This window comes from Rhodococcus sp. NPDC055024, from assembly GCF_053608585.1.
Map to the genome: position 1 here is coordinate 1 of NZ_JBSGVT010000019.1, position 14229 is coordinate 14229.

Sequence of the window (14229 nt, forward strand, 5' to 3'; positions counted from 1 at the left end):
TCGCCCTGCACCTCGCCCTCGAACTGCAACGCCGCGGCGGCGGCATCGGCGCAGCCGCACTCTGCGGCGGCGGCGGACAAGGCGACGCACTCATCGTCCGCGTCCCCAAGGCATAGGCCCCCCGGCACAAGCGTCACCCTAAATACACCCGAACGAACGCTCTCGCTCTGCGACGCCCCGTGGTTTTCCTCACACAACTACGGGGCGTCGTAGTTGTTCGGGCACAATGACCTCATGGCGAACATCTTTGACGTATCCACTCCCGCGAAACGCTTCCGTCTGGTGGCGTGGTGGGAAGCTGTGACCTGGGCGGCCTTGCTGGTTGCCATGTTCTTCAAGTGGGTTCTCGGACACGAAGAAGCGATTCGCATCCCCGGAATGGTCCACGGCATCGCAGGCTTCATGGTGTTCATCGTTGTTGCGCTGCTGACCGCATGGTCGCTCAAGTGGGACATCAAGACCACGATCCTTGCTCTGATCTCGAGCGTTCCGCCGTTCGGCACCGTCATCTTCGAACGCTGGGCAGTGCGAAACGGCAAGCTCGGTGAGCTGTCCACGGAGTTCGAGTCTGCCAAGGGCAACGCGGCGCTCGTCTGAGTGCTGCATCCCTCTACGTAGCTTCGCGCAACTCGTGACAAACTGGGAGTCGTGACTCGACCAGGTTCCAGGCCCCCCGCGCGTTCGTCCGCAGTTGCTGCCGCCATGAGCGGCGCAGTCGACTTGTCCGCCTTCAAAGAGCGGGCCACGGCCCCACCACCGCCGCGTAACACCAGCGGCGACGGGGCCGTTTCTGCTGTCTCCGGGGCAGTGATCGAGGTGACCGAGGAGAACTTCGAAAGCGAAGTCCTGCTCAAGTCGAGCCAGGTCCCGGTCATCGTCAACATCGGTGGCCGCGCGTACGAGCCCTCGGTTGTCTTCACCGAAGTTCTCGAATCGTTTGCAGCGCGTGCCGGCGGCAAGTGGATTCTTGCCAACGTCGACGTCGACGTGAGTCCTCGCATCGCGCAGGCTTTCGGCGTCCAGTCGGTGCCGACGGTTGTTGCCGTCGCGGCCGGTCAGCCGTTGGCCGATTTCCAGGGCGCTCAGCCGGAGGCGCAGCTGAGCCAGTGGTTCGACGCAGTGCTCCAAGCTGTCGAGGGCAAGTTGAGTGGTCCTGTCCCCGAGGGTGACGAACCGGTGGAGGAGGTCGAAGATCCTCGATTCGTGGCCGCTGAAACCGCGCTCGACGAGGGTGATCTCGACGGTGCCATCGCCGCGTACCAGGTGATTCTCGACGCCGAACCCAACAATGCGGAGGCCAAAAGCGCTGTCCGCCAGGTGAAGTTCATGGCTCGGGTTCAGGGCGTCGATCCCGAGTCGATTGCGGCCGCGGATGCTGATCCGTCCAATCTCGAACTGCAGTTCGCAGCGGCCGATCTGGAAATGTTCGCGCAGCAACCCGAGGCGTCGTTCGCCCGCTTGATCTCGGTGGTCTCGCGAACTGCCGGCGATGACAAGGCCGCAGCTCGCACGCACCTGCTCGAACTGTTCGAACTGTTCGACCCGGCAGAACCGATCGTCATCGCGGCCCGCCGTAAGTTGGCTTCCGCTCTCTACTGACGTGTGAACCGGCAGCCGCTACTCCGTGTAGCGGCTGTCGCACACTTCCCGGCCACCGAGTACGCCGGTCCGGAACGCGTCGACCCGCGCAAACCCGCTCGGAACCGTCTCGCCGTTGACGTCACTGGCGGCGAGGCCGTCGGTCAGCAGTCCTGATACGGCTTCGTCGAGGTCGCCAGGGGAGAGCGTGACCTGAGCTCCGGACGCCGCGGCGTTGGTGGGGCTGAGCGCTGCGGTGATGACGCCGGACAGGCACGCGGCGCGCAAGGCAGTCTGCGGGGTGTCGAGTGATTGGCCGTTCTCCTTCTGCATCGCGAGGGTGTATCGCGACGCGAGCAGGACGTAGGCGTTGTAGTCGCCGGTGATGTTGGTCTGGATCAACTCGCGTCGTCCGACGCGGCCAGGCGTGCCGCGCTCGGCAAGTTCGTCGACGCTGATTCCGATGGTGTTCGTCGACGGGCAGTACGAGACAGGTTCGGTCGCAACAGCGTCGCTGCACCCGGTGTCTGCGCCGGAGAACACGACCTTCGGCGGCTCGGGGAGATCGAAGATCGCTTGGAAGGTCTTCACGAACTCGTCGAGGGTTGCCTCGGTGACCGGCAGTTCTCCGGAATCGTTGCCTTCGGCGAACTGCTGCGGTAGGTCTGCGCGTCGTGACTCGATCTCGTCGGCGTCCATCTTCGCGCAGGCGCCGGCGCCGTCGGTGAATCCGATCTGAGTGGCGGTGACGCGCTCGAAAGCCGAACCATGGTGGCTCTCAGGATCATTGGGGTCTTCGTCACGGATGGCGACGGCCGAGGCCAATACCTTGTTGAGGCCGTCGGAGGTGTTCATCGTGAAGTGTGCGGCCTTGTCCTCGGCGACGTGCCGCAAGAACGCCCCACCGAAACAGTCGGCTTGTTGTTCGCGCACCAGGGCGGCATCTCGTTTACCGCCGACGATCCCGGCTTTGCGCTGAACGGCATGGCCGTACTCGTGCGCGAAGATGAAGGCAACGGCCACTTCACCGAACTTCTCGCGTACCTCGGGCAGCAGCAGTTCGCGATCCCAACCGATGGTGTGATCGATGCTGCAATACCCAGCGTTGATGAGTTCTGCGGTGGTCTCCTCACAGAAGTCCGGGCCGTTCGATTCGGTGGGGTCCCACGAGATCAGCTCGTCCACCGGTTCGAAGGGCTTGTCGAACAGAGCCGGGTACTCGGCGGACCAGTAGGTTTCGATGTCTGTGATGGCGTTGGCCGCCAGGGCGTCGATGTCCCCGCCGTCGGTGCCGGTGATTGCTCGGTCGGCGTTGGGGGCTCCTGGGCGCAACCCACTCGGTCCTGCCGTTGCGTCGAGTCCGGCGACGCGGAAGGGATCGTGATAAATCGAGACGGCGTGGCCACTCGTTCCCTGGGCACAACCGGCGAGCAGTGCGGCCACTGCCAACAGTGACGACGTGACAATGACTACTCGCCGGCCGACCATCAACGCTCCAGACTTATCCAAATCGCTCCAGCAGCTGGCAGCGCCACCTGTGCGGAGGCTGGCCGACCGTGCCACGAACGCGACGTTGCCGTGACCGCTCCGAGGTTCCCGACTCCGGAGCCGCCGTACACCTCGGCATCGGTGTTGAGAATTTCCACCCATCGGCCGGGCTCTGGTAGCCCGACGCGGTAGCTCGAGTGTTCGCTGCCCGAGAAGTTGAACAGGCAGGCGACAATCGAACCGTCAGTACCGTAACGCAGAAAACTGAGGACGTTGTTCTCGGTGTCGTTGGCGTCGATCCAGGAGTATCCGCCGGGGGAGGTGTCGAGGGTCCACATGGCCGGATGGCGTCGGTACGCGGAGTTGAGATCGCCGACCAGTCGCTGGACGCCGCGATGGAGAGTGCCTGTGTACTGATCGTCGAGCTGCCACCAGTCGAGACCGCGTTCTTCGGACCATTCCGCGCTCTGGCCGAACTCCTGTCCCATGAACAGCAGTTGCTTGCCAGGATGCGCCCACATGTACGCGAGCAGTGAGCGCAGGCCGGCCGCCTTGGCGAAGTCGTTGCCGGGCATCCGCGTCCACAGAGTTCCCTTGCCGTGCACCACCTCGTCGTGGCTGATCGGTAGCAGGTAATTCTCGCTCCACGCATACATCAGCGAGAAAGTGATCTCGTGATGGTGGTAAGTCCGGTGCACCGGGTCGTGACCGAGGAACCCGAGAGTGTCGTGCATCCACCCCATGTTCCACTTCATGTTGAACCCGAGGCCACCGACATTGGTCGCCCGTGTGACTCCGGGCCACGCCGTCGACTCCTCGGCGACGGTGACGACTCCTCGATGATTCTTGTGAACGGTGGCGTTCATCTCCTGCAGGAACGCAACGGCTTCGAGATTCTCGCGGCCACCGTGAATGTTGGGAGTCCATCCACCTTCCGGACGTGAGTAGTCCAGGTACAGCATGGATGCGACGGCGTCGACGCGCAGTCCGTCGATATGGAACTCCTCGAGCCAGAACAAGGCGTTGGCGACGAGGAAGTTCCGGACCTCGCGGCGGCCGAAGTCGAATACATATGTGCCCCAGTCCAACTGCTCGCCGCGACGCGGATCGGCGTGCTCGTAGAGGGGAGTTCCGTCGAAACGGGCAAGCGCCCACTCGTCCTTGGGGAAATGCGCGGGCACCCAGTCGACGATGACGCCTATTCCTGCGGCATGCAGGTGGTCCACGAACCAACGGAAATCGTCCGGTGTTCCGAAGCGGGATGTCGGTGCGTAGTACGACGTGACCTGGTATCCCCAAGAGCCACCGAACGGGTGCTCGGAGACGGGCAGCAGTTCGACGTGGGTGAAGCCGGTTGTGGTGACGTACTCGGCGAGTTGCTCGGCCATCTGCCGGTAGTCGAGTCCGGGACGCCACGATCCGAGATGCACCTCGTAGACGCTCATCGGTGACTGCGAAGGGTCGACACCCGCGCGGGTTTCCAGCCAGGCCGCGTCGTTCCACTCATGCGAACTGATGGTCACTCGCGATGCCGTCGCCGGCGGGACCTCGGTACCGAACGCCATCGGATCGGCCTTGTCGCGCACCGAGCCGTCGTGGCCGTGGACCCGGAACTTGTACAGCGAACCGACTGCGATGTCGGGCAAGAAGATTTCCCAGACTCCGGTGGAACCGAGGACACGCATGGGAGCGAATTGGCCTCCCCACCCGTCGAAGTCGCCGACGACGGTGACGCCACGGGCGGCCGGAGCCCAGACGGCGAACGAGGTGCCGTCGACGGGTCCGTCCGGCGTCTCGTAAGAACGCGGATGTGCACCGAGGATGTCCCACAGTCGTTCGTGACGCCCCTCGCCGAACAAGTGAAGGTCGAGTTCACCGAGAGTCGGCAGGAATCGGTAGGGATCCGCCGTGAGAACGGTATGTCCACCCGGGTACGTCACGGAATAGCGATAGTCGATCAGGTCGGGGTAGGGGACCAGAGCCGCGAAGATTCCGTTCGAAACATGTTCGAGAGGAAAGGTTTTGCCGCCGATGACAGCGTTGACGGACTCGGCGTGAGGACGCAACGCGCGCAGGACGGTGCCGTCGGCGTGGGGGTGGGCACCGAGGACGCTGTGCGGATCGTGATGTTCACCGCGCGCCAACAGCTCCAGATCGTGACTGTCCGGGGCAATACCCGACGGTGACTTGTCTGTTGGCATCACTTGCCTCCACTCGCGCGGTGCGCATTGCGTGCTTGGTAGGCCAGAGAAATCCGGGCCGGATATGGAACGGGCGGGAGTGCGAGGATGTGCGCCACCGAACGCCAGGGCTCGAGGCGGACGAAATTGGCTTGGCCCCAATCGAACTGCTCGCCCGTCACTTCGTCGAGCACGGTCATGTGATCGTGCCATTCGCGTCCGAGTGCCGGCATGTCCAACCAGACTGTGCCCTCTTCTGCCGCGAACGGGTTGAGGTTGATCACCGTCAAGACGGCGTCGCCGGTCGCGGCGTCGAACTTCGAGTAGGCGATCAAAGCGTCGTTGTCGATGTGGTGAAAGTGCAGGTTCCGCAACTGCTGCAGAGCAGGATGCGCACGCCGGATGCGGTTGAGCGCGGTGATCCACGGCTCGAGAGATTCGCCTCGCGCTGCGGCTTCGGCGAAGCGGCGCGGACGAAGTTCGTACTTCTCGGAGTCGAGGTACTCCTCGCTGCCGGGGCGGACCGCTTGATGCTCGTAGAGTTCGTAACCGGAGTAAACGCCCCAGGTCGGCGCCAGGGTGGCGGCGAGAGCTGCTCGTAGCGCGAACATTCCGGGCCCACCGTGCTGGAGGGACTCGTGCAGGATGTCCGGTGTGTTCACGAAGAGGTTCGGTCGGGCTTCGTCGGCCTTTGCCGCCAGCTCGTTACCGAATTCGGTGAGTTCCCACTTCGCCACTCGCCAGGTGAAGTACGTGTACGACTGGGTGAATCCGCGTCGCGCCAGGCCGTACATGCGCGCCGGACGAGTGAATGCCTCAGCGAGGAACAGAACGTCGGGGTCGGTCTTCTTGACCTCCGAGATGAGCGTCTCCCAGAAGTTGGGCGGCTTGGTGTGCGGGTTGTCGACCCGAAAGATCTTGACACCGGCGCTGATCCAGTGTCGGACGACTCGGAGAATTTCCTTGTCCAGGCCGCGAGGATCGGTGTCGAAGTTGATCGGGTAGATGTCCTGATACTTCTTGGGTGGGTTCTCGGCATAGGCGATGGTGCCGTCGGGAAGGACGTTGAACCACTCCGGATGCTTCTTGGCCCACGGATGATCTGGGGCGCACTGCAGCGCGAGATCCAGTGCCACTTCGAGATCGAGCTTGCGGGCCGTGGCGACGAAGGCCTTGAAATCCTTGAGCGTGCCGAGTTGAGGATGGACTGCGTCGTGCCCGCCGTCGACCGAGCCGATGGCCCACGGCGAACCGACGTCACCGGGTTCGGGGGTGAGGGTGTTGTTGCGTCCCTTGCGGTTGATCTCGCCGATGGGATGGATCGGCGGAAGGTAGACGACGTCGAAACCCATTGCGGCGATGCGAGGCAGATCCTCGGCCGACGTGCGGAACGTCCCGTGTTGCGGCACCCCGTTCTCGTCCCATCCACCGGTCGAGCGGGGGAAGAACTCGTACCAGGATCCGAACAGCGCGCGGCTGCGATCGACAACGACGGGGTGCGACTCGCCCTTGGTGACCAGTTCACGGAGCGGTGTGGCGCGGAGCAGTTCGGCCACGTCGGAGGCGAAGGCCGGAGCGACGCGTGCAGTCAGCGCCTGATCGCTGCGCAGCGAAGCGGTGACGGCTTCGAGCCTGGACCGGTTGCCCCGCGGCACCTCGTGCGCGGCCTGTTCGAACAGGCGCGCACCGATTTCCAGGTCGTTGGCCAACTCGGCGGCGCCTTGCCCGACAGCCAGCTTTGCTTCCACCGCGTGCTTCCAGGTGGCGATGGGATCGCTCCACGCCTCGATCCGGAACGACCACATGCCTTCGGCGGACGGAGTGAAGACTGCATCGACGGTGTCCGGTTCGGTGCCGGGATCCATCGGAATGCGCAGCGGCTTGGTACCGCGCGGACCACGCACGACAAGAGTGGCGGAAATGGCGTCGTGGCCTTCTCTCCACACGGTGGCGTGCACCGGGAAGACTTCACCGACCACGGCCTTTGCCGGATAGTTACCCGAGATCTCGGGTACCACGTCGTCGATACCGAGGCGTCCTGACACGGGAAGCTCCATTTCTGATGATGGATCGCGGTAAAACTTTCTTTCGCCGCGTTCAACCGTAGTGGGTGTGGCGCCGGAGTGCTGATAACGACGAATTCGGGTCTGTCGGTGGTCAGGTCGGGTCGGGCATCAAGTTCCACCAGACAGAGTCCGACGAACTCGACTAGGGTTCGCGGGGTGAAAGCCTTGCGTCGGTTCACTGTCCGAGCCCACATTCCGGAGCGCCTTGCCGCGCTCGGCCCCCTGTCCACCAACCTTCGGTGGTCGTGGCATCCCGAGACACAGGATTTGTTCTCGCGACTCGACCCCGAACTCTGGCAAGCAGTCCAGTTCGATCCGGTCCGCATGCTCGGGGAAGTCGACCCCGCCCGGCTCGACGAACTCAGCAGTGACGAGGCATTCCTCGGTGACCTCGACACTGCAGCAGCCGATCTCGACGCCTACCTGAGCACGCCGCGCTGGTATCAGTCCCAGCAGGCCAAGGGCACGTCGCTGGCCGGCGGGATTGCGTACTTCTCCATGGAGTTCGGCGTAAGTGAAGTTCTGCCCAACTACTCGGGCGGATTGGGCATCCTTGCCGGCGATCATCTCAAGGCCGCGTCCGACCTGGGTCTGCCGCTCATCGGCGTCGGATTGCTCTACCGATCCGGTTACTTCCGCCAGTCCCTGACTGCCGACGGTTGGCAGGCCGAGCACTACCCGCCCCATGATCCTCAAGGGTTGCCTCTTCGTTTGCTGACGGACGCAGGTCCGGCTTCCGACGACGGATCGCCGGTCGTCATTCACGTCGCGATGCCCGGTGGACGAGTGCTGCGTGCGCGAGTGTGGATCGCTCAGGTCGGACGAGTGCCGTTGCTGCTGCTCGATTCCGACATCGCCGAGAACGACGCGGACCTGCGCGGCGTCACGGACCGTCTCTACGGCGGGGACCAGGATCACCGCATCAAGCAGGAGATCCTTGCGGGTATCGGCGGCGTCCGCGCGGTGCGTGCCTACACCGCGGCCTACGGATTGCCCGATCCCGAGGTGTTCCACATGAACGAGGGGCACGCCGGATTCCTCGGCATCGAACGGATTCGGGAACTTGTCACCACCAGGGGTCTGGACTTCGATTCGGCTCTGGCCGCGGTTCGCGCCGGAACCGTCTTCACGACGCACACGCCCGTTCCCGCCGGAATCGACCGCTTCCCGGCGGATCTGGTCCGTCACTACTTCGGTGGCGCGAACGGCGAGAACGAGTCGACCCTGCTTCCCGGTCTGACCGTCGACCGCATCGTCGGGATGGGGCGCGAATCCGATCCGTCGATCTTCAACATGGCGCACATGGGCCTTCGCCTGGGTCAGCGCGCCAATGGCGTCTCGAAGTTGCACGGCATCGTCAGCCGCGACATGTTCAACGGACTCTGGCCGGGCTTCGACGCCGACGAGGTGCCGATCGGTTCGGTCACCAACGGTGTTCACGCGCCGACGTGGGCGGCGCCGGAGTGGATGGACGTGGCCAGGCGGATCGTCGGTCAGGAGCAACTCGAAGAAGCACGCGGGTGGGAGCGCCTGCACGAGTTGTCGGCCACCGAACTGTGGGAAACCCGTAATGCGTTGCGCGGCAAGTTGGTCGACGAGGTGCGTCGTCGTGTCCGCGCGTCGTGGCTCGAGCGGGGCGCCACCGAAGCCGAACTCGGCTGGACCGCTGGAGTATTCGATCCGAACGTCTTGACCGTCGGCTTCGCCAGACGCGTTCCGACGTACAAGCGGTTGACGCTGATGCTGCGTGATCCCGAGCGTCTGCGTGCGATGTTGCTCGACGAGAAGCGTCCGGTGCAGTTGGTGGTGGCCGGTAAGTCGCACCCCGCCGACGACGGTGGCAAGGCGCTCATCCAGCAGGTCGTGCGATTCGCCGACGAAGCGGATGTGCGTCATCGCATCGTCTTCCTGCCCGACTACGACATGTCGATGGCGCGCTACCTCTACTGGGGCTGCGACGTGTGGCTCAACAACCCGCTTCGACCGCTCGAGGCGTGCGGTACTTCCGGCATGAAGTCCGCGCTCAACGGCGGCCTCAACCTCTCCATTCGCGACGGATGGTGGGACGAGATGTTCGACGGCGAGAACGGGTGGGCCATTCCGACGGCCGACGGTGTCCTCGACGACGTTCGGCGTGACGATCTGGAAGCCAGCGCGCTCTACGAACTTCTCGAGCATGCGGTACTGCCGACGTTCTACGACCGTGATGCTGCCGATCTGCCGACGCGCTGGGTCGAGAGGGTTCGCCATACCCTCGAGAATCTGGGCCCGAAGGTGTTGGCATCACGCATGGTTCGTGACTACGCGGTCGACTACTACGCGCCTTCGGCGGAATCTGCTCGCGCTGTGGTGGCCGACGATTTTGCCGGCGCCCGTGAGGTCGCCGAGTTCCGTCGCCGTATCGAATCGCAGTGGCCGTCGGTTGCGGTCGAGCAGGTGGACGGTTCCGGTTTGCCGGACACCCCGGAGATCGGTGCGACCATCTCGTTGAAGGCGAAGGTTCGCCTCGGCGGCTTGTCGGTCTCGGATGTCGAGGTCGAGGCGGTCCTCGGGCGCGTGAGCCCGGGCGAGGAACTTACCGACGTGGTGACGTTCCCGATGACGCACTTCGGCGCCGAGGACGGAACCGAGATCTTCGAGGCCGAGGTTGCGCTTCCGGTTTCCGGTTCCGTGGGCTACACCGTGCGGGTGCTGCCGCATCACCGGTTGTTGGTCAATGCGTCCGAACTCGGATTGGTGACCACTCCAAACGCCTGACGTAATACATTCTGCCCCGGTCCGTTCGGTCGGTACCGGGGCAGAACTGTGCCCGGGTGAAAACCGGGTCAGGGGCGTGAGTCGCGGATGCGGGTGAGCGCTTTACGGACGACTTCGGGGTTGGTCGTCTCCCAGAACGGAGGCAGTGATGCGCGAAGGTAACCCGCGTATCTCGCCGTCGCCAGACGCGGATCGAGCACGGCCACTACTCCCTTGTCGTCGGTGCTGCGAAGCAGACGGCCAACGCCCTGTGCGAGGAGCAGCGCCGCGTGATTGGCCGAGACGCTGAGAAAGCCGTTACCGCCATGGGATTCGATAGCTTGCTGACGAGCCATCAACAGTGGATCGTCCGGGCGCGGGAACGGAATACGGTCCAAGATGACCAAGCTCAGCGAGGGCCCCGGGACGTCGACGCCCTGCCACAGGGACAGTGTGCCGAACAGAGACGTGGGTTCGTCCTTGGCAAATGCCTTGACGAGGGTGCCGGTGGCGTCGTCGCCCTGGCACAGGATCGGGGTGTCGAGGCGTTCCCGCATCGCCTCCGACGCCGCTTTTGCGGCACGCATCGACGAGAACAAGCCGAGAGTGCGTCCGCCCGCAGCCTCGACAAGTTCGGCGATCTCGTCGAGATAGACCGGAGAGAGGCCGTCGCGGCCGGGGGTGGGCAGGTGCCGGGCAATGTAGATGATGCCGGCCTTGGCGTGGTCGAACGGCGACCCGACGTCGAGTGAGTTCCAGCGGAAAGCCGAAGCGTCAGAAGGAGCTTCGGTGCCGATGGCGGTACCCGAGTCGGGGCGCACCGACGATTCCGCGGGCAAACCCCAGTTGACGGCGAGCCCGTCGAACGATCCGCCGACGGTCAGTGTCGCGGAGGTGAGAACGACGGTGGATTCGGCGAACAGTCTCGAGCGCAGCAGACCGCCGACCGAGAGCGGAGCCATCCGGACCGAGCGCCGCACCGATCCGCGGAATTCGTCCGAGGACAGCCAGACGACGTCCTTCCGTTTGGCTGGGTCGGGTTCGTCGAAAGCTGTGAGGATGCGTACTGCGCTGTCGTGGACGTCGTCGACGGACGAGAGCGCGGCGTTGCGGGCGGCCGCAGCTTCGGGGTCTGCTGCTGCCATGCCAGGTTTGGCCGGGCCGATAGCGGTGCGCAGCGACCAGGCCGCGTCGCGGATTGCGGCCAGTGCGGGCGCCGCCCCGTCCGGGAGGCCTTCCCATCGACCTGGACGCAATTCCTCGAGGAGTCCCGCCCAACCCTCGCCGGCAGCTTCGAGTCGGTCGGCGTCCTGTTCTTCGGCGATCTTGCCGCAACGCCTGGCCGCGGCACTGATCGAAGAGGCCGTGAGATCCGCCGTCGCCACGCCGGTGACGCGGTCGACCAACTCGTGGGCTTCGTCGATCACCACGACGTCATGGTCGGGCAGAATCTGAATGCCGGTGATGGCGTCGATGGCGAGCAGTGCGTGGTTGGTGACGACGACGTCGGCCTTCGACGCCTCGACGCGGGCGCGCTCGGCGAAGCAGTCCTCACCGACGGGGCACTGGTTCTTGCCGATGCACTCGCGCGAGGTGACGCTGACCTGCCGCCACGCCTGATCGGACACACCTGGCACCAATTCGTCACGATCACCGGTTTCGGTGTCGGAGGACCACTCGGTGAGGCGGACAACCTCCCGGCCGAGACGCGAGACCGTGAACGGATCGAACAACTCGTCCTCGGGTGGCTGCTCGGACGCACCCGTGTGAATCTTGTTCATGCACAGGTAGTTGTTGCGGCCCTTGAGGATTGCGAACTCTGCGCGTCGGCCGAGTGGTTTCTTCAGGGCGTCGGCGAGCCGTGGCAGGTCTCGATCGACGAGCTGACGCTGAAGCGCGATGGTGGCCGTGGACACGACGACGGTACGCCCCGATTCGACCGCGTGGCGCAGGCTCGGAACGAGGTAGGCGAGTGACTTACCGGTACCGGTGCCGGCCTGAACGGCCAGATGCTCGCCCGTGTCGATCGAGTGCGCCACGGCCGACGCCATCGTCAGCTGGCTGGTTCGTTCGGCACCGCCGAGCGACCGCACCGCTGTCTGGAGCAGTTCGGGAACGTTCGGGAGTTGATCGGCCACCCACGAAGGTTAATGGATCCCTACGTCAGAAACGTCCACGGATGATTCCCGGGGTAGTTCCCCGGCAATCGAGTCTTCTTCCGACGCGGCCTCGTCTCGCCCGATCAGCTGCACTCCCGCCTCCCGCATCTGCACCAATGCCGACTCGATCGTGGCGGTCGACACACCAGCGGTGAAGGGGAGAAGGACTGTCGTGCCGAATCCTGCGCGCGCCGCATCGATGGCTGTGGCCTTGACGCAGTGATCGGTGGCAATGCCGATCACGTCGACGTCGGTGATCTGGTGGGCGCGGAGCCAGTCCTCGAGCGTTGTGCCGTCCTCGGCTGCTCCTTCGAAACCGGAGTAGGCCGCGCTGTAGGCGCCCTTGGAAAAGATCGCCGAACCGGCGACGGAGGCGTCGAATGCCGGATGGAACTCGGCGCCGGCCGTCCCGACGACGCAGTGAACCGGCCAACTGTCGACGAAGTCGGGAGTCTCGGAGAAATGTGCCCCAGGGTCGATGTGGAAATCGCGGGTCGCGATTACAGCGTCGTACTCGTGTGAGTTCACGAAATCGTTGACGGCTCCCGCAACCGCAGCACCGCCGTCGACTGCGAGAGCGCCACCTTCACAGAAATCGTTCTGAACGTCGACGACGATCAGCGCTTTAGCACTCACCGGTGCTCACCTCCGGAGAATCGAACGGGCACAGCCGAGTCTCCGCGTGAAAGCTTGAGCCCTTCCCACGGCAGGCTCACGAGCCCGGCTTTCAGAACTGCACGGCTCTCTTCGAGCGTCGGTGCATTCTCGACGACCTTGCCTTCCCGAACCAACGGGATCAACAGTTCGGTCGCGCCGTCCGCTTCGGAAACCGGTGACGGTGAGCCGGCGGGGTAGATGACTTCTTCGACGATCGTTCCGGTCGGGCGCACTACGCGCAGTGCCTTCTTGGCGCCGCCGCGAGATGCCTTGTTGGTACTTCTCTTCTCGACGGCAATCCCGTCGACCTCGACAAGTTTGTAGACCATGCCGGCGGTGGGGGCTCCTGATCCGGTGACCAGGGAAGTGCCGACGCCGTACGAGTCGACGGGTTCGGCGCGCAGGGCTGCGATGGCGTACTCGTCCAGGTCGCCGGAGACGACGATGCGCGTCTTGGTGGCCCCGAGGTCGTCGAGTTGTTGGCGTACCTGGCGAGCAAGCACGCCGAGGTCACCGGAATCGATGCGCACTCCGCCCAGTTCGGGACCGGCAACGGCGACAGCCGTTTTCACACCCTCGGTGATGTCGTAGGTGTCGACCAACAACGTGGTGGACACGCCGAGAGCGGCGACCTGACCGCGGAATGCCGCTGCCTCGTCCGGACCGTCTTCGGTGGTGTGCAGCAGGGTGAAAGCGTGTGCACTCGTTCCCGCGCTGGGCACGTCGTGACGCCGCGCGGCTTCGAGGTTGGAGGTGGCGTCGAAACCGGCAATATACGCGGCACGTGAAGCGGCAACCGCTGCCTGTTCGTGTGTACGACGCGAGCCCATCTCGATCATTCGTCGACCGCCCGCTGCGCTCACCATCCGGGCTGCGGCCGAAGCGATCGCGCTGTCGTGGTTGAGGATCGAGAGAATCAAGGTTTCGAGGATGACGCACTCGGCGAACGTTCCGCGGACCGAGAGGATCGGTGATCCGGGGAAGTAGAAGTCGCCCTCACGGTAACCGTCGATGTCGCCGGAGAATCGGTAGTTGCGCAGCCACTCGACGGTCGTGTCGTCGAGGAATTTCGCAACGATCGCCAGTTCCGGTTCACCGAATCGGAACTGCTCGAGCGCGTCGAGTAAGCGCTCGGTACCGGCGACGACGCCGTAGCGACGACCGTCTGGCAGCCGCCGTGCGAAGACCTCGAAACTGCAGTTGCGGAAGGCAGATCCGTCGGCGAGAGCCGCCGAGAGCATGGTCAGTTCGTACTGATCGGTGAGCAGTGCGGTGCTGGCACCGGCGTCGCGGATGTCGGAAATTTGCGTAGGCACGCACACAACTCTATGCGCGAGACGACGTGGGTGGGTGTTGTCGCCTCTC

Annotated in this window: 10 protein-coding genes; 4 read left to right on the plus strand and 6 right to left on the minus strand. The window is 64.4% G+C overall.

What is annotated here, in order from left to right:
* The 3 genes from ACWF6P_RS28220 to ACWF6P_RS28230 all read left to right on the plus strand — a co-directional run.
* On the plus strand, window positions 1-116 hold a 116-nt coding region (locus ACWF6P_RS28220), incomplete at its 5' end, for a hypothetical protein (protein ID WP_192712935.1).
* Between the two features lie 118 nt (window positions 117-234).
* Window positions 235-597 carry a DUF3817 domain-containing protein gene (locus ACWF6P_RS28225; RefSeq protein ID WP_452623250.1) on the plus strand — a complete coding sequence of 121 codons (363 nt, stop codon included), beginning with the start codon at window positions 235-237 and terminating at the stop codon, window positions 595-597.
* Window positions 598-702: 105 nt separating this feature from the next.
* A complete protein-coding gene (locus ACWF6P_RS28230) occupies window positions 703-1599 on the plus strand; it encodes a co-chaperone YbbN (protein ID WP_452623301.1) in 897 nt (298 codons plus the stop codon).
* An 18-nt stretch (window positions 1600-1617) separates the two neighbouring features.
* On the opposite strand, the gene ACWF6P_RS28235 is transcribed toward ACWF6P_RS28230, so the two are convergent.
* From ACWF6P_RS28235 to ACWF6P_RS28245, 3 genes are read right to left on the minus strand one after another with little or no spacing between them, the layout of a single operon-like run.
* A complete protein-coding gene (locus ACWF6P_RS28235) occupies window positions 1618-3066 on the minus strand; it encodes a neutral zinc metallopeptidase (protein ID WP_452623302.1) in 1449 nt (482 codons plus the stop codon).
* Window positions 3066-5267, minus strand: a complete 2202-nt coding sequence (glgB, locus tag ACWF6P_RS28240; protein ID WP_452623251.1) for a 1,4-alpha-glucan branching protein GlgB — start codon at window positions 5265-5267, stop codon at window positions 3066-3068. Before glgB ends, ACWF6P_RS28235 begins: the two co-directional genes overlap by 1 nt.
* Window positions 5267-7291, minus strand: coding sequence for an alpha-1,4-glucan--maltose-1-phosphate maltosyltransferase (locus ACWF6P_RS28245; protein ID WP_452623252.1), 2025 nt, complete (start codon window positions 7289-7291; stop codon window positions 5267-5269). The genes glgB and ACWF6P_RS28245 overlap by 1 nt, the downstream gene beginning before the upstream one ends.
* A 177-nt stretch (window positions 7292-7468) precedes the next feature.
* On the opposite strand from ACWF6P_RS28245, the gene glgP reads away from it, so the two are divergent.
* Window positions 7469-10069 (plus strand): alpha-glucan family phosphorylase, encoded by a 2601-nt coding sequence (gene glgP, locus ACWF6P_RS28250; protein WP_452623253.1) that lies wholly within the window; start codon window positions 7469-7471, stop codon window positions 10067-10069.
* 68 nt (window positions 10070-10137) lie between these two features.
* Here glgP and ACWF6P_RS28255 read toward each other — a convergent pair whose 3' ends face one another.
* The 3 genes from ACWF6P_RS28255 to ACWF6P_RS28265 are packed head-to-tail and all read right to left on the minus strand — an operon-like array spanning window position 10138 to window position 14180.
* Window positions 10138-12186: an ATP-dependent DNA helicase gene (locus ACWF6P_RS28255; RefSeq protein WP_019749155.1), complete on the minus strand. Its 2049-nt coding sequence runs from the start codon at window positions 12184-12186 to the stop codon at window positions 10138-10140.
* Between the two features lie 9 nt (window positions 12187-12195).
* The gene (locus ACWF6P_RS28260; protein WP_452623254.1) at window positions 12196-12843 is read right to left on the minus strand and encodes a nicotinamidase; all 648 of its coding nucleotides are present in this window, start codon (window positions 12841-12843) and stop codon (window positions 12196-12198) included.
* On the minus strand, window positions 12840-14180 hold the full coding sequence (locus tag ACWF6P_RS28265; protein WP_452623255.1) for a nicotinate phosphoribosyltransferase: 1341 nt from the start codon (window positions 14178-14180) through the stop codon (window positions 12840-12842). Before ACWF6P_RS28265 ends, ACWF6P_RS28260 begins: the two co-directional genes overlap by 4 nt.
* Window positions 14181-14229: the final 49 nt, after the last annotated feature.